This is a genomic window from Archangium violaceum (genome assembly GCF_016887565.1).
In the GTDB taxonomy this organism is placed as follows: Bacteria; Myxococcota; Myxococcia; order Myxococcales; family Myxococcaceae; genus Archangium; species Archangium violaceum_B.
Genome location: NZ_CP069396.1, coordinates 8,810,223 through 8,830,217, shown reverse-complemented (window position 1 = coordinate 8,830,217; position 19,995 = coordinate 8,810,223). Strand labels below are relative to the sequence as shown.

At 66.9% G+C, this 19,995-nt stretch carries 16 protein-coding genes and 1 pseudogene; 5 read left to right on the top strand and 12 right to left on the bottom strand.

Annotated elements, in window-relative coordinates:
• Positions 1-298: 298 nt before the first annotated feature.
• From JRI60_RS54700 to JRI60_RS35125, 7 genes are all read right to left on the bottom strand, one after another.
• Positions 299-427, bottom strand: coding sequence for a hypothetical protein (locus JRI60_RS54700; RefSeq protein WP_275439039.1), 129 nt, complete (start codon positions 425-427; stop codon positions 299-301).
• Positions 428-875: 448 nt separating this feature from the next.
• The gene (locus JRI60_RS35150) at positions 876-1,271 is read right to left on the bottom strand and encodes a hypothetical protein (RefSeq protein WP_204220291.1); all 396 of its coding nucleotides are present in this window, start codon (positions 1,269-1,271) and stop codon (positions 876-878) included.
• 102 nt (positions 1,272-1,373) lie between these two features.
• A complete protein-coding gene (locus tag JRI60_RS35145) occupies positions 1,374-1,820 on the bottom strand; it encodes a DUF2381 family protein (protein WP_204220290.1) in 447 nt (148 codons plus the stop codon).
• Between the two features lie 78 nt (positions 1,821-1,898).
• The gene (gene istB, locus JRI60_RS35140) at positions 1,899-2,639 is read right to left on the bottom strand and encodes an IS21-like element helper ATPase IstB (RefSeq protein ID WP_204220289.1); all 741 of its coding nucleotides are present in this window, start codon (positions 2,637-2,639) and stop codon (positions 1,899-1,901) included.
• Positions 2,640-2,766: 127 nt separating this feature from the next.
• The gene (istA, locus tag JRI60_RS35135; RefSeq protein WP_204220288.1) at positions 2,767-4,311 is read right to left on the bottom strand and encodes an IS21 family transposase; all 1,545 of its coding nucleotides are present in this window, start codon (positions 4,309-4,311) and stop codon (positions 2,767-2,769) included.
• Positions 4,312-4,531: 220 nt separating this feature from the next.
• A complete protein-coding gene (locus JRI60_RS35130) occupies positions 4,532-5,062 on the bottom strand; it encodes a DUF2381 family protein (RefSeq protein WP_204220287.1) in 531 nt (176 codons plus the stop codon).
• Positions 5,063-5,305: 243 nt separating this feature from the next.
• Positions 5,306-7,267: a serine/threonine protein kinase gene (locus tag JRI60_RS35125; RefSeq protein ID WP_204220286.1), complete on the bottom strand. Its 1,962-nt coding sequence runs from the start codon at positions 7,265-7,267 to the stop codon at positions 5,306-5,308.
• 537 nt (positions 7,268-7,804) lie between these two features.
• Here JRI60_RS35125 and JRI60_RS35120 point away from each other — a divergent pair.
• Both JRI60_RS35120 and JRI60_RS35115 read left to right on the top strand, forming a co-directional pair.
• A complete protein-coding gene (locus JRI60_RS35120; protein WP_204220285.1) occupies positions 7,805-8,806 on the top strand; it encodes an NADP-dependent oxidoreductase in 1,002 nt (333 codons plus the stop codon).
• Positions 8,807-8,990: 184 nt separating this feature from the next.
• Positions 8,991-10,901: a DUF7594 domain-containing protein gene (locus JRI60_RS35115; protein ID WP_343213354.1), complete on the top strand. Its 1,911-nt coding sequence runs from the start codon at positions 8,991-8,993 to the stop codon at positions 10,899-10,901.
• A 4-nt stretch (positions 10,902-10,905) separates the two neighbouring features.
• Here JRI60_RS35115 and JRI60_RS35110 read toward each other — a convergent pair whose 3' ends face one another.
• From JRI60_RS35110 to JRI60_RS35090, 5 genes are read right to left on the bottom strand one after another with little or no spacing between them, the layout of a single operon-like run.
• Positions 10,906-11,853 carry a fatty acid desaturase family protein gene (locus JRI60_RS35110; protein WP_204220284.1) on the bottom strand — a complete coding sequence of 316 codons (948 nt, stop codon included), beginning with the start codon at positions 11,851-11,853 and terminating at the stop codon, positions 10,906-10,908.
• The gene (locus JRI60_RS35105; protein WP_204220283.1) at positions 11,850-12,764 is read right to left on the bottom strand and encodes an alpha/beta hydrolase family protein; all 915 of its coding nucleotides are present in this window, start codon (positions 12,762-12,764) and stop codon (positions 11,850-11,852) included. Before JRI60_RS35105 ends, JRI60_RS35110 begins: the two co-directional genes overlap by 4 nt.
• A gap of 19 nt (positions 12,765-12,783) precedes the next feature.
• Entirely contained in the window at positions 12,784-14,259 is a 1,476-nt protein-coding gene (locus tag JRI60_RS35100) for a coproporphyrinogen-III oxidase family protein (protein ID WP_204220282.1), read from the bottom strand.
• A 49-nt stretch (positions 14,260-14,308) separates the two neighbouring features.
• A complete protein-coding gene (locus tag JRI60_RS35095) occupies positions 14,309-15,607 on the bottom strand; it encodes an FAD-dependent oxidoreductase (RefSeq protein ID WP_204220281.1) in 1,299 nt (432 codons plus the stop codon).
• 5 nt (positions 15,608-15,612) lie between these two features.
• Positions 15,613-16,251 carry an AfsA-related hotdog domain-containing protein gene (locus tag JRI60_RS35090; RefSeq protein WP_204220280.1) on the bottom strand — a complete coding sequence of 213 codons (639 nt, stop codon included), beginning with the start codon at positions 16,249-16,251 and terminating at the stop codon, positions 15,613-15,615.
• A 692-nt stretch (positions 16,252-16,943) separates the two neighbouring features.
• Between JRI60_RS35090 and sitA5 the strand changes: the two genes are divergently transcribed.
• The 3 genes and pseudogenes from sitA5 to JRI60_RS35075 all read left to right on the top strand — a co-directional run bounded on the left by sitA5 (position 16,944) and on the right by JRI60_RS35075 (position 19,978).
• Positions 16,944-18,341 (top strand): SitA5 family polymorphic toxin, encoded by a 1,398-nt coding sequence (sitA5, locus tag JRI60_RS35085; RefSeq protein WP_430384334.1) that lies wholly within the window; start codon positions 16,944-16,946, stop codon positions 18,339-18,341.
• A pseudogene (locus JRI60_RS35080) lies at positions 18,338-18,685 on the top strand (DUF2019 domain-containing protein); the annotation flags it as partial. The gene sitA5 and the pseudogene JRI60_RS35080, both read left to right, overlap by 4 nt.
• Positions 18,686-19,183: 498 nt before the next feature.
• Positions 19,184-19,978, top strand: a complete 795-nt coding sequence (locus JRI60_RS35075) for a hypothetical protein (protein WP_204220277.1) — start codon at positions 19,184-19,186, stop codon at positions 19,976-19,978.
• The last annotated feature ends 17 nt before the right edge of the window (positions 19,979-19,995 follow it).

The window sequence follows — 19,995 nt, the reverse complement described above, 5'->3', positions numbered from 1 at the left end:
GTGCGCCCGTCAAGCTGCCGGGTAGGTAAAATCCTGGAAGATGCTGCGGGTAGTCTCAGACGGTGGAGCGTCGCTTCGTGGTTTGGCGCTACGGGAGCGTCACGTTGCCCAGGGTGACTGTGCGCTGACGATCCGCGTCCCACAGGCGGCTTCGTTCGTCACCCACGTGCTTCCATGGTTTTTCGGAACGCCGACCTCAATGTCGCAGGTGGCGGGCTCAAGGAAGACGGGAGAAACAATGGTGCGCGCCCCACTCGCCTCTCCCAGTTGGAGGACATAGGCGTCTCCGGACCGTTCCTCACCAGCGATGCGGGGTGAAGAGGCAGTCGATGAGCTGAGCCTCGCCGGGCCCGTAATTGGCCGAGCGCGGGACGAGGTCCGGTACGGGGATGAAGAGGGTCTCGTTGGGCAGGCGGGTGAAACCCAAGGTGGACTCGATGAGCCCGGAGAGCTTCGCCTCGTGTGCCTGGAATTCGGGGGGAACGGGGGGACGCGGAGCCAGTATTCCCCTTCGGGGATGCTCTTGTCCGTGTGGGAAGCATAGAGGGCATACACCGGTGCGAGTTGGCTCAGGAGGCAGACGACGCAGTCATAACGGGGGCCTCCTTCCACGAATCCCGCGAGGTACACCCGGACACTGTTACAGGGATCATGCCAGGGCACGGTCGTGTCCCAGATGTTGCAATCGGGAAATTCCTGGACGACTCGTTGGGTGAAACCCTTCCAGGTTGGCGAAGGTTGCACATTGGCTTGAACCAGCCGGGTGAGGCGCTGCCCCTCTTCTGATTCCTTGTATCGAGGATCATCATTGCAGAGGCCGGAAGGGTAGTAGCAGTGAACGAGTTGGACGAGCGCGTCCGCGAACGAGTCCGATTTCATGAGTGGAAGTTCCTCAAGCCCTTCCGTGAAGAGTGGGCCAGGGCGGTTGGCAATTGCTCCCGCAGGACGATGCGAGCAGCCTCGTCCGCTGCCTTGGCTGCCTCCACTTGTGCGAATTCATCCAGAACCCACCCGTTCACATTTTTTTCCGGAACGCCGACCTCGATGTCGCAGGTTGCGGTCGAGGAAAAGATGGGTGAAATCTTTCCTAGCAGAACGAGCACCTGGGCGACCTTCCATCCCCCTCCATCTGGAGGGGTGTAGGGCACGACGTTCTGGAACTGGAACATGGACGGCGGGATGTGGCCGCCGACGCATGCGAGCTGGAGCGCGCCGAGGACTACCCATGACAACAAGACTCCGCGTGCAGTGAGTGAGAGCCGCATGCGCATGAGACCTCCCTTTCATCCGCATGCTACGGAGGGTTCTGCGCTGTATGTCCGGACGCGAGACCGGTCATTGCCGGATAGCGGACAAGGGCCTGGGCTGGAGACTCACGGGAACGTCACGCCACGAAGGGTGATGGTGCGCGGACCGCTCGCCTCTCCCAGTCGGAGGACATAGGTCCCCCGGGCCTGTTCCTCCGTGGCCTCTACCTCCACCACTACCCGGTCCGTTCCTCCGGGGGGGAGGGGCTCCGGTTGCCATACGCGCAGCACCCGCAGCCGCGCGCCGCCCCTGCTCACCAGCGCCGCACCTTCCTCGTCCACCGTCCAGGGCTGCGCGCTCGTGTTGTCCACCTCCAGCGCCACCGCCACCCGTCCCTCGGCCCGGTAGCTGTAAGCCTTGTTTCTCTCGAGGGCCTCTCCGAGGGATTGCCGGGTGGTGTTTGAAATGTCCTGTGCCGCGATGCCTTTCTTGCCCACCACCAGCCCGGAGTTGATGAGCCCGATGATGCTCCCGGGACTCTTCTGCTCTGTCTGGGTGCGTATTCCGGCCATCGTGATCACCCAGATCGGTCGATCGTGATCACCTGGATCGGTCATCGTGATCGGAGCGAAGCGACGCTGACCGGGGACCTACTTCTCCGCAGACTCCTCCTTCCTGCGGGAGGGGCCCTTTAACACGACCCGATGGGAGTTATGTAGCACCCTGTCGCAAATAGCGTCGGCTACCGTCGGGTCCCCCAGGTGGTCGTGCCACTTCGTGGTGGGCAGCTGGCTGGTCATGAGGGTGCTGCGGTTGCCGTACCTGTCCTCGAGAATCTCGAGCATGTCCCGGCGCTCCTGCTCCTTGAGTGGAGCCAGCCCCCAGTCGTCGATGACCAGCACGTCCACCTTGGCCAGACGCGCCAGCACCCGCGCGTACGAGCCATCCGCGTGTGCCAGCGTCAGCTCGTCGAAGAGCCGGGGCGCTCTGCGGTAGAGCGCCTTGTAGCCCTTGCGGCACGCAGCCTCCGCCAGTGCGCAGGCCAGGTACGTCTTGCCGGTCCCCGTGGCTCCCGTAATCACCACGTTCTGGTGCTCGGCCACCCAGCGGCACGAGCCCAGCTGGCGCACCAGACTCTTGTCCAGCTCGCGCTTGGGCGCGTAGTCGAGGTCCTCCAGGCTCGCGCTGCTCAGCCGCAGCTTCGCCTCGCGCAGGCAGCGCGCCGTACGCGCGTTCTCCCGGTGCAGCCACTCGGCGTCCACCAACATCCCCAGCCGCTCATCGAAGGACAGCTTCGCCAGCTCGGGGTCCTTCTGCTGCCGTTCCCACTCGGCCGCCAGGGCGGAGAGCTTCAGGGAGTGCAGCTTCTGCATCGTCGGTTCGTTCAGCATGTGCTTGTCCTCGGGTGTGTGGCACCTGCTTGGGTGCCGCGGTGTTGGAGAGCTTCGTCGTCGCGCGCCGGCGCACGCAGTGCGACGGCGCGCCCCTCACGCACGAGGCTCGTGGGTAGCGTGAGGGTCAGTGGTAGTAGTCGCTGCCGCGCACGTTCTCGTGCGTCTGCGCGGCGAGCTCCGGTTGCGCTTCGTCCGTTGGTGGGGCGAGCCGGTCCAGCCCATTCTGGAGAATGGAGTCCACGTGCCGGAAGGAGCGGGCGCTCACGGCCAGGGCTCGCGTGCACGCCGCCTCCAGCCGCTCGTTGCCGTAGCGCCTGGCCAGCCGCAGTATCCCCAGGCAGGAGCGGTAACCCAGCTCCGGGTGAGGACGCTCGCGCAGGATGCTCTCCACCAGCTTCTGGGTGTTGGGGCCGATGGTGCCCGCCCAGTGCACCAGCCGCGAGGGCGTCCACTCCAGGTGCTTCTGGTGCGCCTTGGGCATGTGCTCCGGCTGCGTGGTGTGCCGGCCCCGCTCGTCGCTACGCACGTGACTCGCCACGCGCTCGCCGCGCTGGTACAGCTCCACCGTGGTGGCCGTCACTCGCGCCTCCAGCACCTGGTGCACCAGCGCGTACGGCACCGAGTAGAAGTGATGGTGCACCTGCACGTGGTAGTCGATGTTGACTCGCACCTGCTTCCACTCGCCGTAGGTGAAAGCCTCGGCCGGTAGCGGCCGCAGCGCCGGTTTGTCCAGCCGCTCGAAGAGCTCTCTCCGGCTCGCGTCGTACAGCCTCATTTTTCGGTTATTGAGGTCCTCCAGCAGCTCGCCAATGCGCTCGTTGAGCGCCTCCAGCGAGAAGAAGGTGTGGTGGCGCAGCCGCGCCAGTAGCCAGCGCTGCACCACCAGCACGCCCACCTCCACCTTCGCCTTGTCCCGGGGCGAGCGCGGGCGCGCTGGCAGCACCACCGTGCCGCAGTGCCGCGCGAATTCCTCGTACGTGCGCTGCACTCCCGGCTCGTAGCGGCACGCGCGCGTCACCCCGCTCTTGAGCTGGTCAGGCACCAGCGCTCCCGGCACGCCACCGAGGTACACGAAGCAGCGCTGGTGACTGGCGATGAAGTCCGGCCCTCGCTGCGTGCGCGTGGCCTCCGCGTACGTGTAGTTGGAGGCCCCCAGCACCGCCACGAACAGCTCCACCTCCACGCGCTCGCCCGTTGTCTCGTCCACCAGGTGCGGCTTGTTTCCCGAGTAGTCGACGAAGAGCTTTTCTCCCGCCCGGTGCTCCTGCCTCATGGTGAGCCGGTGTTTGGCCAACCACTGCCGGTAGTACTCGCAGAACTGCGTGTAGCGGTACCCCTCCGGGTGTTTCTCCAGGTACTCCAGGTGCAACAGCTCCAGCGTGACGCCGGGCTTCTTTCTCTCCGTGTGGATGTACACCGGGTCGGGCAGGGGCCTCTGGGCCGTGGGCTTCGGCACGGCGCCATACAGCCGCTCCTCCAGCTCCTCCTCCCGCATCTGCTCCACCTGCTCCCAGCTCAGCTTCGCCGCCGCAGCGCGCGCCAGCACGCTCCCCACCGCCCCCGCGCTGATTCCCAGGCTGCTGGCCACCTCCCGGTGGCTTCTCTTCTGCTCCCACTTCTGCCGTAGCACTTCTCGTATGTGACGCATGGACAGTCGCTCCGTGGCCATCGGCCCTCCTCGCGGAGGGCCGTCGACGAATGCCGTCCAGCGTGCTCGCTCGGCTCGCCCGCCCTCCCGCGTCCGGTTGCTACCAGCCGACGGGCCCCGTAGGGCGAACCACCTGACCTCCAGCGTAGTCCTCGGGCACCTTGGCCCGCTGAGCACGATGGCCGATCCCGGTGATCACGATGCTCCGATCTCGCTGATCACGATGCTCCGATCCTGGTGATCACGATGGGCCGACGCGCGCAGTCTGGGTTTGCGCCAGCCGCGCTTCGCACCGCTCGGCACGCTCATGCTCCTGCCGCGCCTCCTGTTGAAAGGACTCGGCCGAGCGCGGCTGGCGGTACACATTCACCTGCGGCTCGGCCCGGGTGGGGTGCACCACCAGCGAGAAGGTGATGCTCGCCGGCACCGCGCCATCCGCGAAGCGCACCTCCAGGCGCAGTTGCTGTCCCGGTGACAGCGCCCCCGAAGGCAGGAGCGCAACAAAGCCCATGGTTTCGTCCACCGTTACCACCCGGAAGCGCTCGCGCGCCTCCAGTACCACGCTCCCACGCAGCAGCGGCGCGTTGAACACCAGGGTGGTGGTGAGGCCAGGGCTGATACGCACCTCGTGCACCTGCCCGGGGCTCTCTGCCGTCAGCTCGAGGTGGCGAGCGGCCGCCGTGTCCCAAGCTTCAGACGGAGGCTCGGCGAGGGCTGGAGCCGTGGCGAGAATCGCGAGCAGCAGGGGGACGGTGGGTGGTGGGCTGGGCATGGGCCGTACTACCTCCGGAGTGCTCTGGGAAACAAGCACCTCCTACGTCGCCCCTGCTTTTCGTCCGCCCTTGTTCGCAGCCAGGCCAGGTGGGTAGGTCCTTTCAGGAGGGAGGTCCCGGTCGTGCTCGGGAGCAACTGGTCCGACAGTCGGACCAGTTCGTCCGGAGCGCACCCGGAAGGTGCCCCGTCTTTTCCCGCGGGAGCACCCCTGAAAGAACTGACTCCAGCTGGCTTGGGCCCTCTACTTGAAACGCTCCACCGGCATGACGCCCTCGGACCACGACATGCGCAGGGTGCCCGGCTTCTCGCCCGGCTTCACATCCTCGTCGCCCACGCCCATGTCGTCGCTCCGATCAACGAGCACCATGCAGATGGGGTACGTGTACCCATTCGGCGTGTGGAGATGGGTGAAGCGGCCGTGGATGCGGTCCGTGCCGAAGAAGAGCTGCCCCGAGACCATGGAGCCCGCGGGCACCTCCGTCGTGGGTCTTCTCAGGAGGATGCGCATCGTGGTGCCCGGGCCCTCTCGCACGGGAACGAAGGGCTCGCTCTTGTCCTGTTGGGGGAACAAGGCCGTTTCGCTCTTGCCGATGCGGAAGCCCAGCTCCTTCATGGTTTGCACCGAGTCGGGTGGACACTCGGTGGGAGCGGGCAGGGGCCGCACCTGGACGGCCGTGGTGGTGGGGCCGGGGCAACCGGCGGCGAGGGTGCAGCCGAGGAGGGCCGCCCCCACCTTCGTGGCTGTGGAGCCCGAGTCCTTCGGCGGCTGCTGCGGGGTGTCCTGGGGAGCCTTGCGAAGTGTCCTCACGCGCGTGTCCTGGGAGTGCGTCGCGCTGGCAACGGGCGCGGGGGTTACCGCCTCTTCGGGCGCCGCGCCGCCGTCACCTTCCAGCCGCCGCCACGGAGGCGCCACTTCCTGGCCGCCCGGCTCCAGGGTGATGGGGTAGAACTCCTCCGGTAGGGTGGCAAGGGGTGTTCCCACCGGTGAGGTCGTGGACATGGAGGGCCGCGGGAGCGCGCGCACGGCGAGCCACACGCTCAGGCCCAACACCAGCACCGCACCAGCGACCTGGAGCACCCGTCGCGAGCGCGGGGTGGGCGAGTCCGGGGCACGCGGTCGCGCTGGCTCTTCGGGTCCAGGCGGCATCTCTCCTGGCACGCCCTGGGTGGATACTTCATCCGGCGGACGCGGTTTTCCCCTCACCGGCTGTTGCGCGTAGGCAGCCCGGCGCTCGTAGAGCGCCAGCAGGTCCACGTCTCCTCCCAGCTCCTGTTGCCATGAGGTGGTGGCGTTGTTCGGACCCCAGGCTTCGCACAGTGGCACCTTCCACGCCTCGTCCGCCTGCTTCACCACCTCCTCCAGCGCTACCTCCACCGCCCGCGCATCCGCGTACCTCTCCCCAGGCTGCTTGCGCAGCATGAGCCAGCACACCTCCCCCAGCGCCCTGGGCACCCGCGGGTTGAGCTCATGCGGTACCCTCGGCTCCTCGTGCAGGATGGCGTGCACCAGCTCGCCCTCGCTTCCACGGAAGGGCAGCCCGCCGGTCAGCAATTGGTAGAGCTCCACTCCCAGGGCCCAGAGGTCATCACCCGGGCTGGCGCGCGAGTCCTCCTCGCCACGCCAGGAGCGCCATACCCGGGGGCTGAGATAGGGCCAGGTGCCCGGAGGCACGGGCCCCGTCACCCTGGGAGCGCCCTCGTACGTGGCCACCCCGAAGTCCACCAGCACCAGCCGTCGCTCGCCGTACACCAGCAGGTTGGACCCCTTCACATCGCGGTGGACGACTCCGGCCGCGTGCACCGCTCCCAGCAACCGCGCGGCCTGGCGCACCAGGTCCGCCACCTCGAGCGCGTTGGGGTTGTGCTCCCGGGCCCAGGCGTCCAGCGGCAGCCCCCGCACATAGGGCGTGACGAGGAAGAGGAAGTGGGGCTCGAGGGCGGGCCACTCGCCGTGTCCCACCAATGGCAACCCTCCCGCGTGCCAGAGCTTCATCATGACGTCCAGCTCGCGCCGGGCCCATGACGCAGCATGGGGCTGGGAGATGAACTTCACCGCGAAGAGCTGGTCCTCGCGCCGGGCGCGGAACACGGTGCCCTGGCCCCCGCGACCCAGGGTCGCCTCCAGCCGGTAACCGGCCACCTCCATCCCCACCTGGGGCAGGTGCTGCTCCGGCTCGTCGTGCCGCCGAGGCGGATGTGGCACCTGCCGCCGAATTCCTTCATGTCCTGGCCGACCAGGCTGGGCTGTGTTCATGCACTGCACCTCCGAAGTGGTGCAGCGTAACATGACCGCTGGAGACTGGTAGGTGTGCGCGGGACGGGAGCCGCGTTGCAGGTGGCTCCCGAGGGGGCTTCAGTTCTCGCACGCCCCCTTGGAGCGGTAGGGCTCGCGGGTGACGCCACAGCCGTAGATCGTCTGGCCCGAGCAGCCACAGAAGGCATCCGCGCAGGGGGGTGGTGTACTCATGCAGCGTGGTTTGATTTCGGGGCCACAGCCTGCCTCGGCGTACCACAGTGACTGATCCGCCGGGCACGATCCTCCTTTCTCCAGCGAAGCGGAGTCGTCATGGCCCGAGCAGGCGGGCAGGGTGGAGAGAGCCAGAACACAAGCCAGCGCGAGACGGAGGGAGTGCATCCGTCCATTCTAACGCAGGGCCCGTCGCGCGCGTTGTTGCTTTCAGCATGCGTGACGAGGGCACCTGCTCCGGGGGAGGATGGTGAAGGTGCCTCGGAGGAGCTGATGCGTACGAACCGCGAGTGGGTGTTGACGGCCCGGCCGACGGGCCTGGAGTTCGAGAACTGTCTGGAGCTCCGCGAGGGGCCGCTTCCCGAGCCGGGGGAAGGGCAGGTGCGTGTCCGCAATGTCTACGTGTCGCTGGAGCCGGCGACCCGGCTGCGGATGCAGCGGGAGACGTACGGTCCGGCGATACCGCTGGGCGCGGTGGTGACGGGCTTCACCGTGGGCGTGGTGGATGCGTCGCGCTACCCGGGGCTTCGCGAGGGCGCCGTGGTGAGCATCCCGGGAGGTTGGAGGGCCTACTCGGTGGTGAACGGCGCGGACGCGCGCGAGCTGCCGCCGGGCATCCCCCTGCCGGCGTGGTTCTCGGCACTGGGCCACATTGGAATCTCCGCCTGGTTCGGGATGATGGAGATCGGTCAGCCGAAGCCGGGCGAGACGGTGGTGGTGTCGGCGGCGGCCGGTGCGGTGGGCTCGCAGGCCGGACAGCTCGCGAAGATTCATGGATGCCGGGTGGTGGGCATCGCGGGCTCGGACGAGAAGTGCGCGTGGTTGACGGGCGAGCTCGGCTTCGACGCGGCCGTCAATTACAAGCAGCCGGACTGGGAGGCCCGCCTGCGCGAGGCCTGCCCGAAGGGCGTGGACGTCTACTTCGAAAACGTGGGTGGTGCCGTGTCCGAGCCCGTCTATGCGCTGCTCAACAAGCACGCGCGTGTGAGCCTCTGTGGGCTCATCAGCGGGTACAACGACCCGGGCCCGACGCCCGGCCCGAAGGACTTCAGCCTGTTCCTCATGAAGCGCGTGCGGCTGGAGGGCTTCATCGTCTCGGATTACTTCCCCCGGGCGAACGACGCTTACGAGCGGCTGGTGCCCTGGGTGCGCGAGGGCCGGCTCAAGTGGCGCGCGGACGTCGTGGAGGGAATGGAGAATCTCCCCACCGCCTTCCGCAAGCTCTTCGTGGGAGGCAATACCGGCAAGCTGCAGGTGAAGGTGTCCGACCCCTGAGTGCGGAAGGGACCTTCTGCCTGCCTGGTGCTGCCTGCCCACGCCGAGGAAGTGGTTTGCCCTCATCGGGCCTGCCACCCCTCGGGAGTGTTGCCCGTAGGACCGGCACCACGGCTGCAAGTGCCAGCCCGCGAGGGCGTGCCTGTGTTGGCGGGGCGCCTGTTGCGACGAAGGGGGATGGAACGTGGGAAGGCTGAAGGGGTGGGCGAGGTGGGGAATGTGCGTGACCGCGGTGGGGCTGCTCACGCACTGTGGGGGGACGGTTGAATTGGAGGAGACGGCGGGTGGGCTCTCGACGGTGAGCCAGGGCCTCGAGGAGACGCGTGTCTTCACCCCTGTCGCCGATGCGCGGGTGGAGTCGGACTACCCGGCCCAGAACTTCGGGGGGGACAGTACGCTGAAGGTGGACGGCTCACCCGAGTACGCGTCCTTCCTGCGCTTCGAGCTGAGCGGGCTCAATGGCACCGTGCGCAGCGCCAGACTCCGCCTGTACGCGACGGGCTCGACCACCACGGGTCCCGCCGTCTACACGACGGATTCCACATGGCAGGAGGGCACCGTCACCTTCCAGACGAAGCCCGTGGCGCGGACCCAGCTGTCCCGCGTCACCTCGGTGGCCTCCAGCACCTGGACCGAGTGGGACGTGACCGCCGCCGTCCAGGGCAATGGCACGGTGAACCTCGCGCTGATCGCCACGGGCGCGGATGGCACCGAGTTCCAATCGCGGGAGGCGTCCAACACCGCCCGGAGGCCCCAGCTCGTCGTGACGGTGGAGACGGGCAGTACCAATCCACCTCCTCCGACCGGGAACGGCTGGACGTTCCTCGGCACGGCACAGGGGGGGCCCCGGTATGTGTTCGGCGTGAGCGCCGACGAGGGGGGAAACCTCTGGGTGGCCGGAGGTGAGGAGGGGCTGTTCGTCCTCCAGAAGGGCCAGACGCAGTTCCGCCGCTTCACCATGGCGGATGGCCTGCGGCCCTACGGCTACATGCTCGACGGGAGTGCCCCCGCGGGTGAGAAGTACCTGAAGGTCATCTCCGTCGCCGGAGGCCCCCCGGGCGTCGCCTTCGTCGGGTACGAGGGCAAGAAGCCCGCCGCGGGCATGCCCACGTGCGAGGACGAATGGGATCAGGCCCCCGCGGAAGGCCGCGCTCCCGATGCGAGCATCTACAAGAGTGGTGACGCGGACCGCGTGACGCTGACGTCCACGGGCATCCAGGTGGTGCATTACGATCTCTCCACCGGCCCCAACAAGGTCTCCGCCGAGCCGCGCGGGCGCGAGAAGCTCTGCAACATCTGGCGCATTGCCTACGACTCGCGGACGAGGAGCGTCTGGTTCGGCGCCAACCACGGCTTCGCCTGGGGCAACGCGGACTTCGCCGGGTACAGCTGCCCCCCGGGGACCTGGGACTACAGCTGCGCCGGAGTGAAGGAGCACGCGCACCCGGCCATCAACGCGTGGAACTCCAACCAGACGGGCCTGGTGCTGCTCACCGACGCGTATTACGGCGTCTCGGTGGCCTCGAATGGAGACGTGTGGTTTGGCGGTGCCAACCGCTCCACCCGCTTCCGCTACGGCACCAACGGCTACAATTACTGGGCGGCCCAATCGCAGACCGAGGACAGTGCCTACGCGTGGAATCGCTATGACATCTGGCCGGACGCCGTGGGCGAGCCCTCCATTCCCACCCTGGCGCAGCGCGTGGATGACAACGTGTCGGGCATGGCGGTGATGAGCGATCAGAGCGTCTGGGTGGGGAGCTGGAACCGGGGCCTGGCGCTGCTCGACGCGAGCGGGACTCGCCTGCGCACGCTGTCCACCGAGCTCGTCGATGGAAAGGGCTACGTGTCGGCCGTCGCGGGGGACCCGCTCGACAACAGCGTGTGGGCGGGCGCGAGCTGGGGCGGAGGCCTGAGCCGCGTGCAGGGCTCCACGGTGCTGAAGTACGGCAGCGGAGTCCTCCCGAGTGAGCTGGTCTGGATGCGCATCTCGGACATCCAGGTGGACCGCTCGAGCAACCCGCGGCGCATCCTCGTGGCCTTCCAGGGGGACGACACCACGCCCGGGGCCATCGGCGTGTTCTCGGGCCCGTAGAGGATTACACATACGACGGGTAACGCGAGCGCCCCGACGCATGTGCATAGGCGCCGCGCACCGTGGTCTCGATGGGGATGCCCTCTCGCTCGAAGAAGCCCTGTTCGGTCAGGTAGCGATGGACCGAGGGCAGGCGGTAGCAGGGGATGGCGGGATAGAGGTGGTGCTCCAGGTGGAAGTTGTTTCCCATGAAGAGCACCGTCATGAACTTCGAGGAGCACGTGCGGGCATCCCGGCCCTGTCCCACCCCCGTCCCCGCGTGCTCCACGTAGGGCCTTGGGCCGCTGAAGAAGAACCCCAGCACGTGCGGCAGCAGGATGCCCACCAGCCCCGCCAGCGGGCTCCGCACGGTGATGGCCACGTACACCGACAACCACAGCAGAGAGCAGGCGATGTTCACCCACGCGAGTGCCCGTAGCTCCGCGGGCCGGAACGGCACGACGTGGGGGAAGTCCAGCTCCCGGCCGAGGGCCACCTTGAGCAGGTTCCGCAGGAAGACGCGGTTCGCCTGCGCCCGCCCCAGGAGGAGCCGCCGCCCGAGCGTCTGGTAGCGCGAGAAGATGCGCCAGTCCGGATCCTCGGGCCGGTTGGTGTACCGGTGGTGCACCCAATGCGTCGGCCCCACGCCCACCTGGAAGAAGGACAGCACCATCGAGGAGAAGAAGATGCCCAGCAGGGCACTGACGTACCGGTTGCGGTGCAGGTTGAAGTGGAACCCCTCATGTCCCACCCACCCCAGCAGGTGGACTCCCTGCTGCGCCACGAGCAGGAGGGCCAGCACGCCGGGGATGCGCAGGGCCAGCGCCACCGGGCTCGATACGAGCTCCACGGCCAGCCACGCGGGCACGACGAACAGCCCCACCGCGTAGCCGATGAAGCTGGCCCCGCCCACGAGTGACGGGGTGTACAGCTCGCGTGGCAGGCGCGGGAGCGCCGGGGCCGTGTCGCTCATGGCCGGCCCTCCGTCCGCGGGTCCTGTCCGGCGCCCGCCTCCCCCGCGAGCACCTCCCCCACCCACCCCGCGATGCGCGCCGCCACGGGCGCACCGTGGCGTACCCAGCGGAAGTGATCCAAGTGCGCTCCCCCTGCATCGGACTGCGTGAAGTGCCACCGCACCACCCGGGCCCGCGGCATCTTCCCGTACAGGTGATCCACCGCGGCCGGTGGCGCCAGCGAATCCCCATCCACCGAGATGGCCAGCACCGGCCGCTCCACCCGGGCGAGCAGCGCCTCGAAGTCCTGCGCGGCCCCGGAGAGCACGTAGCGCCCCGTCCTCGCCTGACGCGCCCAGTCCTGTATCACCCGGGCCGACTCGTTGTCCGCGAACCGCAGCCTCCGCCCCGGGAAGTACCCCCACACCGTGGCGATGACCGCCGCGAGCTGCGTGCCGAGCAGCACCTTCACTCCGCCCAGCGCCCCGTAATTCCGGTAGTACACCGAAGAGGCCGCCACGAGGACGAGCCCTCGTACTCCCTCGCCCTCCAGGCCCAGGTAGAGCGAGCCGAGCTGCCCGCCCAGGCTGTGCCCCACCAGGAACAGGGGGCTGTCCTGGAAGGCCGCGCGTACCGCCCGCACCACCGCCCCCAGGTCCCGCGCCACCATCTCGTAGTAGCCGAAGTCCGTCCCCCGGCCCACGCGTACGGAACTCGCCCCGTGCCCGCGCAGGTCGCTCGTGACGACGTGGAAACCCCGCCGGTGCAGCTCGAGCGCGAACGGCTCGTAGTACCGCGCTGGGACTCCCATCGCCGGCAGGCACAGGAGGACCGGTGCCTCCCTTCCCTCCACCTGCTCGAAGACCTCCAGTTCCAGCCGCGTACCATCCTCCACCGGCACGACCTCGCGCCTGCGCACCACGTCGACCATCGAGCACCCCCTTCCCGGGCTACTTCATCAGCTTCGGGTACTTGTCGATGTGCTTCGCGATGAATCGGGTCGCCGTGTTCACCTTGAAGCGCTCCTCTCGATCGAAGTCGCTCTCCTTCTCCGAGATGACCTTCAGGAGGACCTTTCCCTGCAGGTTCAGCGAACGCTCCATGTAGTCCGTCTGCAGGTTGCCGTGCCAGATGACGCCCAGCTTGTTGACGACGTACCGGTCCTCCTGCTCCTCCACGCACCCCACCTCGATGTGCGAGCGCAGGACGTCCTCCACCTGCTCGAAGTGCTCCACGTCCGAGTAGCGGTCGAGCAGCTCCTTGGAGAGCTCCTTGTAACGCGGGAACATCACCATGATCCGGTCCAGCACTCCGCCCCGTCCGATGCTCTGCAGCGTCTGCGTGGATACCCCGTACTGGTCGATGTTGTTCATCCAGACATCGACCTTGTCCGGGTTGATGGACACCATGTCCTTGATGTTGCTGCGCGCCGCGCAGCCGATGCCGATGATGTCCTGCCGCGCGCAGTGCGCCGTCTGGTACATGCTGCGCTGGGGCTTGCGCGAGTACGTCTCGGCGATGGTGTTGTGGTAGCCGTTCTCCAGCAGGTAGTCATACAGGTGCTCGCGCATCCGCAGGAGCTGCCAGATGCTCCCCGGCTGTGGCACCCGCCCGTCGAGGATGAGTTTGTGCAGCGGCCGGTACGGCAGGTACACGGTCCCGAATGCGTCGATCTCGTCCGGCCGGTAGTGCTCCACCAGCGTCGCCAGCTCCTCCTGGAAGCCCACCAGCGACTGCCCCGGCAGGTCATACATGAGGTCGACGCAGCGGTCGCCCTTGTACCCCAGCTTCTGCAGCCCCTCGAACACCGCGTCCACGTCGCTCCGAGAGTCCCACCGGCCTATCTGCTTGTGGATCTCCGGGTTGAGCGTCTCGATGCCGAACGTCACGCGGTCGAAGCCGTAGTCGTGGATGACCTTCAGCAGGTCCGGCTTGCGCAGCGTGCGCGGCTCGCCCGTGAACGTCTTCTCGATGGTGTCGAACCCCGGCACTGCCTTCGCCATGTGCCCGAACAGCCGCTCCACCGCCGAGACCGGGAGCGTGGAGGGGCTTCCCCCCCCGATGTAGATGGCCGTGAACCTCCGCGCCTGCACGTAGGGGAGCGACAGGTAGTAGTCGATCTCCTTGATGAGGTAGTCCGTGTATCGCTGTAGCCGCTCCTCGTCCTGCCAGGGATAGTGGTTCTTGTTGAAGTTGCAGTAATGGCAGAACGACTGACAGTACGGCACGTGGATGTACATCATCAGCTCGTCGTTCAGCGCCCCCCCCGGGTCCTGCAACGAGCGCAGGTTCTCGTCCACCTGCTCGCGTGAGACCCGATCCCACTCCAGCGTGGCGAAGTTGGGCATGATGTAGTGGGAGATCGCCAGGAGCTTCTTGAACGGCACTTCATGGCTGGGCTCCGGCCCCAGATAGTATTTCCGCATCGTCCTCTCCTTTGCTTGCACTCGTCAGGTGGAGCGCCAGCGCCGCTCACTAGCTCCTCAGCATCTGCCCCGCAGATTCCTTCGCCGCGCGGAAGCAGGCCTCGATGGAGGCGCCCCGCAGGTAGTCCCCGGCGAGCTGGAGGCCGCGGAGCCTCCCCAGGCCAGTGTCCAGCTCGCGCCGCAGGCGGGCATGGTGGGGTGTGTAGGCGCACAGTCCCGGCTCGAAGCGCCGTGCGACGTAGGTCACCCGCTCGGCGGGGTGGACGGGGAAGTGGCGGCCGAGCAGCTCCTCCCCGGCGCGCAGCAGTGCCTCCGCGTCCGCCCCGGCCTCCAGGGCCCGGCGTGCGGTGCGCCCGCTGAACGTGTAGCGCACCACGTCCAGGGCGTTGATGCCGTACGCCCCCGCGTTGCTCAGCGGGTGCTCCGGGCCGAAGACGAGCGCGCGGGTGGAGTGGGAGAAGACCTCCCGCGCGTACCGGGCCACCACCACCAGCACCGGGAAGTAGCGCACGTGGCCGAGTGCCTGGGCCAGACCCGGCTCGTGCGGAGTCAGCAGCGCGGCGCTGGCGTGCGCGGGCATGGCGAGCAGCACCCCATCACACGTGCGCTCCTCGCGGGCGCCCCCGGGCCCCTCCAGCTCCAGGGCCTCTACCCGCCCGTCCCGCACCACCAGCCCTCGGGCGCGAGTGCCTCGCGTCACCCGTACAGTCCTCGCGAAGCGATCGAAGAGGGCCCGCATGCCGCGCTTCGGCTGCTCGTACGTGTCCAGCAGCATCCGGAGATTGGTGCCGACGTTGCCGGGGAAGACCTCGTCCGGCTCGGCGCCATTCATCCGGACCACCATGGGGCGGAGCACGGCCTCGCTGAAGGCCTCGCTGAAGTACGCGCTCAGCGGGCGGTCATCCCGGCGCTCGCCGAGGGCATCGAAGCGGACGGAGCCCAGGTAGCCGTTCTCCGGGGGGGAGACCGCGCGCGCGCAGAGCGTGGCGAAGCGGAGCAGGTCCGAGGGAGGACAGGCCCGCATCAGCTCCCGCACGCTGCTCCATCGGCGCGAGCTGTCCACGGTCATCAACCGGCCGTTGGGCCGCACGCGCGAGGAGTTGATGCCGAATGGCTCGAAGTCCGTCTCCCCCATCTTCCGCGCGAACTCGCGGAAGAGGTGGTAGCGCCGGCCGATGTTCTTGCCCCCCAGCTCGATGGGCTGGCCGTCGAGCAGCGCTGGTGCCACGCGCCCGCCCAGCGAGTCCTCCCGCTCGACGAGCTCCACCTCGGCCCCTGCCTCCCGGAGATAGTGTGCCGCAGCGATGCCAGATACCCCGCCCCCCACCACCACATAGCGTTTCGTCATGGGCTTCACTCCGCGGCGGGGGCCGCCATCGGGTGGGAGGCGGCCGGCCCATCCTCCGGCCGCGGCCGGCGCCGGAGCCGCTCCATGAGCCGCCGGTCGTACACGCTCCAGCTCCCATCCATCGAGCCGAGGAGCTCGCCCCGCTGGATGAAGATCCCCGCCTGGCGCATCGACATGAGGCGCCCCCGCCGGTACACCTTCTCGCGCACGGCCGAGTACACGAAGACGGGCTCGCTCAGCTCCGCGAAGCGGCGGAAGCGGGCATTCACGTCGTTGAGCACGAACAGGGCGTCCAGCGGTACCCCGTAGAACAGGTGCGTCACCGCCAGCCCGAGCTGTCGACCTGCCTCCATGAGCATCATCCCCGGGACGTGGTCCTGCGGGTGCTCGAAGTGGTACGGGTGGGTCGGGTCGAAGAGGAGCTGCGCCGCGAGCTCGTCTGGCCGTGCCTCCGAGACGCGCTCGAGCCGGGCAATGAAGACGTTGCGTGGATCTCTCTTGTGGACCAGGTGCTGTGGAAGTTGGAGCCGGGCGGAAGGGTCGAACGTCTCCATCCACTCCTTCAGCTTCTCGAGCACTCCCGTGGGGACCGCGTCCAGCACCTCCGGAGCGTCCCGTCCGTCAACCCCATCTCCGATGCTCATGGCCTCTTGCATACAGACACCATCCGTCAGTGTGGCTTGTTCGCGGGATCGGCCCAGCGCATTCCGAGGCCAACTGGATGGACATGGCTGCGACCCGATGTGACGCGACGGCCCGGCTGAGACGAGCCCCCTGGTTCTCGGCTAGCAGGCCGAGGGAGCGCGGAAGGCGTCAGATTGCTACAGCAGCCCCGCGCTGGAGCGCTCTCCACACAACTCGGCGCGAGGCAGGGAGCGGCGTAGCAGCCGGAGCTCCTACGAAGACCGCTCCCCACCGTTCTGGAGCGTTCTCGCCGGAAGCCTCCGGCGGCGGGTTCGATTCCCGCCGCCTCCACTAGAAGTTACCCGCCGCTCTGAGCCGCGCTCCTCTCCGGGCAGGGGGGCGCGGCTTGTTTTTGGGGACCAAATCGGGGCACCTGGGGCCCGGACTCATGGGCGCCGCATGGCTGGAGCGCGAAAGGGAGGTTGCGTCAGACGACATTAGCCGAGACTTGAAGCGCCACCCCGCCGACGCACTCAGGACAGATGCGGCCCGGAGCTACAACCACCGGGGAAGCATGGCGGTAAGGCTTCAACTCGTCGATGGGTTTTCAGTACCTCACCAAACCCAAAGGCTTGACCTGGCTGTCAGCCGCTCTTTGTAATCGACGGGTTTGGGCTTCCAACTCGGGCGGCTCGCCCGGAGAGGTGCGGCAATGTCTAGGCATTTTGTCGATACTCGCCCCGTGGACACACGGTGCCCCTTGCGTGCGGGGGCGCTGGCCCTGGCGGCGCTGATGCTGGTTTCAGCGTGTGCCACGGGAGCCCCCATGGGTGGAGGGTTGACGGCTTCCCGTTACCGTCCGACCATGCCGCACGACTCGCCCGAATCGGCTATTTTTACCAAGCTGCCCACGGACTTTGTGCCGGTGCAGGTGAGTGACGCCGAGTTTTCGGCGGCCATGACAACGCTTTGGCTCAACATGCCGCTTCGGGTAGCCGCGTCCCGCCCCCTGTTGTATGTGGGCCGTAGGCTGGCGTTGGCTTCCGCGCCCTTGAGCGGCGAAGCGTGGCAATCAGACCTGGCCCGCTCCTATGGGCAGTTTTGCGAGCGGTGCGGCACTCCGGGGGATTGCCTGACGCTATTTGAAGACGGGCCTCGCCTCCAGGATGGTGACAAGCGAAGCCTTGCGCTCGCCCTGGCGGTTGGGCCAGCCCTGGAAGGAGTTAACGCGGAAGTACGGGCCATGCTCGACCCTACGCGAATGCTCGCAATGCTGAGTATTGGCATCACGGTTTATATGGCGCTGCTGCTGGCTCCAGTGCCCGAGCCGGTGACAAAGGGCGCGGCCCTGGTGTTTAGCGCTGCCTTGTGGGGTTATCTTGGTTACGAATTCTTCGACTTGCTGCGGGCCTATGCGCAGCTTTACGAGGATGCGCCCCGGGCCTCTAGCTTTGCGGAGTTGCGCGAGATTGGCGAACGTTTCGGACGTGTCATCGGTCCCAACAGTGTGCGGATTCTCGTAATCGTAGGGACGGCGGCCATTGGTGAAACGGCGGCCCTCGCTTCCAGGGCCCCGAAGCTCCCCGGATTCGCGCAAGCGTCGGAGAGAGTCGCGGCGAGTACCGGCTTGAGTCTGCTGGAGACGGCGACCGGAGCCGAGCGCGTTATTGTCTCTGTGCCCGAGGGAACGATCCGCATGGTGTTGGCCCCTCATGCCGTGGCCATGGCTGCCCGGGGCGTTGCTGCTGGGAGTCCTGCGCTGAGTCGGGGTAAGCTCCTCCCCAACGGACACAGGGCGTGGGGGTCGTACAGTGGTTTCAAGTCGGCCATGGGGCCAGCGGGAAAGGGCAACGAGTGGCATCACATCGTGGAGCAGACTCCAGGCAACGTGAAGCGGTTCGGGGGCGAGGCCCTACACAACACCGAGAATATCCTTGCGTTACGGGAATCAGCTCATACGCGCATCAGTGCACTTTACTCGTCAATTCAGCCAAAGATCACGAACTCAAACACCCTTACCGTGCGGCAGTGGCTCAGCACTCAATCCTATGAGGCCCAGCGTGAGTTCGGCTTGCTGGCCATCAAGAACGTTCTAGGGGGCATTTGGTGACTGAGATCGAGAAGCTTGTTGCGGAGTTTGCTGAGAACGTGGCTGCACAGACGGACTCGATCTGGAAAGGTGACGCGAAGACCGGCAACAAACACGCCAAACGATACATAGCGGCGTTCGGCAAGTTGACCGCACATGGTGATGCCGGGCGCGATGCGCTCACTGTGCTGTTTACTCACCCTCGCATGGACGTTCGGGTCTCGGCCGCTGCTTATTTGCTCCGATACCGGACGACAGAGGCCCGCGCGATACTCGAAGAAGCGGCGAAGGGTGAGGGGTTGGTACCGTTTGAAGCCTCACTGGTGCTGAAAAATTGGGAAAGCGGCACATGGGCCCTTGATCCTGCCGAGGATACTGCGGAGCAGCCAGAACCAACCCGCCCAGCCTCACCGAGTAAGCGAAGCCGACCACGCACGGAGCGCGCTGGTACTGATAGACGGAAGGGGAGCAAGAGGGACAAGTCGGGCGGTTGAGCTTGAGAAGAGCGCGCCATGACACGGCAGGCGAAGCTCGGGCAGGAGGAGGCCACCAAGTCGTCGCTCCCGCAGACCCGTCTCCTCCACCCTCGATGCGCCGTGGGCCGGTGAGCGAATGCTCCCTCTTCCGGGTGAGTATTCTCTTGGGCTTCTGAGTGGTTTTTTCCGCAGTATGACTCCCTACACTGGCAGTCGTGGACGGAGCACATGCGTTTCGTTCCATTATCTAGACTCTCGGATTCGCGGATATTGAGATTCGTTGTCCCACAGCGTCATCTCTGACAGGGTGACGGGAACCTGCTTCCCCCACCCCCACCGGCAGGGACCCTGGCTGCCTTGTCCGGTACTCGAAAGCGAGGCCACACCATGCCCAAAGGCATCAGCAAGCCCCTGCCGTCCACCGTCAAGCTCACGGACAACAAGAGGTATGGCATCCACCCGGAAGACGCGAAGGTGGATGGCAAGAGTCTGGACAAGAAGACGAAAGCCTCGCTTTTCGTCAACACCAAGGTCCAGGACAACCCCAAGTTCCAAGGACTCGGGAATGAGGCGAAGAGTCCCACGACCTATACCCACGGGAAGGACACCTTCGAGCGCTATCAGTTCCAGAAGGGCGTGAAGGACTGCGCGCACAACGCCGAGGAGTTCCAGCACGGCAGCCCCCTGCCCACCAAGCACAAGAACAATGAATACACCCTCGCCAGCAAGGAGAAGGTGACGGGTGATGTGTTTGGCTATACCGACGAAGACAACATCGCGGTGTCCAAGCAGGCCAAGAAGCAGAACCCCAAGGCGGTCGATCACCACGCGGACCCCCAGCCTGGCGAGTCCTATGGAATCATCCGGCAGAACGAGCCGGGCAAGAATCAGTCGCCCTTCCACTTCGCGCCCGTCGTGGCCAAGGATGGGAAACAGACCGTGACCGCGGAGCAGACCGCGGGGACCAATGATGCCACGGCTCGAAACACCTACCCGACCATGGACATGTACCGGGTGGGCGACAAGCAGGACTCCTTCAAGGCCCGGTATGGCACCTCGGAGGGCTACGGCAAGGACTCCATCGTCGTGACCACCCAGAAGTGGGGCCCGCAGACCTTCCAGGAAGGCGATGACAAACCGGATGCGTCGCAGTCCCCGGCCAAGAAGCAGAAGACCGAGTAATCAGCGAACACGGGCAG

What these genes read in the sequence shown, in the direction of transcription:
- JRI60_RS35130 (WP_204220287.1), bottom strand. Translation starts at nt 5,062, where the DNA reads ATGCCCAGCCCACCACCCACCGTCCCCCTGCTGCTCGCGATTCTCGCC.
- JRI60_RS35095 (WP_204220281.1), bottom strand. Translation starts at nt 15,607, where the DNA reads ATGACGAAACGCTATGTGGTGGTGGGGGGCGGGGTATCTGGCATCGCT.
- JRI60_RS35100 (WP_204220282.1), bottom strand. Translation starts at nt 14,259, where the DNA reads ATGCGGAAATACTATCTGGGGCCGGAGCCCAGCCATGAAGTGCCGTTC.
- JRI60_RS35120 (WP_204220285.1), top strand. Translation starts at nt 7,805, where the DNA reads ATGCGTACGAACCGCGAGTGGGTGTTGACGGCCCGGCCGACGGGCCTG.
- istA (WP_204220288.1), bottom strand. Translation starts at nt 4,311, where the DNA reads ATGGCCACGGAGCGACTGTCCATGCGTCACATACGAGAAGTGCTACGG.
- sitA5 (WP_430384334.1), top strand. Translation starts at nt 16,944, where the DNA reads ATGTCTAGGCATTTTGTCGATACTCGCCCCGTGGACACACGGTGCCCC.
- JRI60_RS35150 (WP_204220291.1), bottom strand. Translation starts at nt 1,271, where the DNA reads ATGCGCATGCGGCTCTCACTCACTGCACGCGGAGTCTTGTTGTCATGG.
- JRI60_RS35105 (WP_204220283.1), bottom strand. Translation starts at nt 12,764, where the DNA reads ATGGTCGACGTGGTGCGCAGGCGCGAGGTCGTGCCGGTGGAGGATGGT.
- istB (WP_204220289.1), bottom strand. Translation starts at nt 2,639, where the DNA reads ATGCTGAACGAACCGACGATGCAGAAGCTGCACTCCCTGAAGCTCTCC.
- JRI60_RS35075 (WP_204220277.1), top strand. Translation starts at nt 19,184, where the DNA reads ATGCCCAAAGGCATCAGCAAGCCCCTGCCGTCCACCGTCAAGCTCACG.
- JRI60_RS35090 (WP_204220280.1), bottom strand. Translation starts at nt 16,251, where the DNA reads ATGAGCATCGGAGATGGGGTTGACGGACGGGACGCTCCGGAGGTGCTG.
- JRI60_RS35110 (WP_204220284.1), bottom strand. Translation starts at nt 11,853, where the DNA reads ATGAGCGACACGGCCCCGGCGCTCCCGCGCCTGCCACGCGAGCTGTAC.
- JRI60_RS35145 (WP_204220290.1), bottom strand. Translation starts at nt 1,820, where the DNA reads ATGGCCGGAATACGCACCCAGACAGAGCAGAAGAGTCCCGGGAGCATC.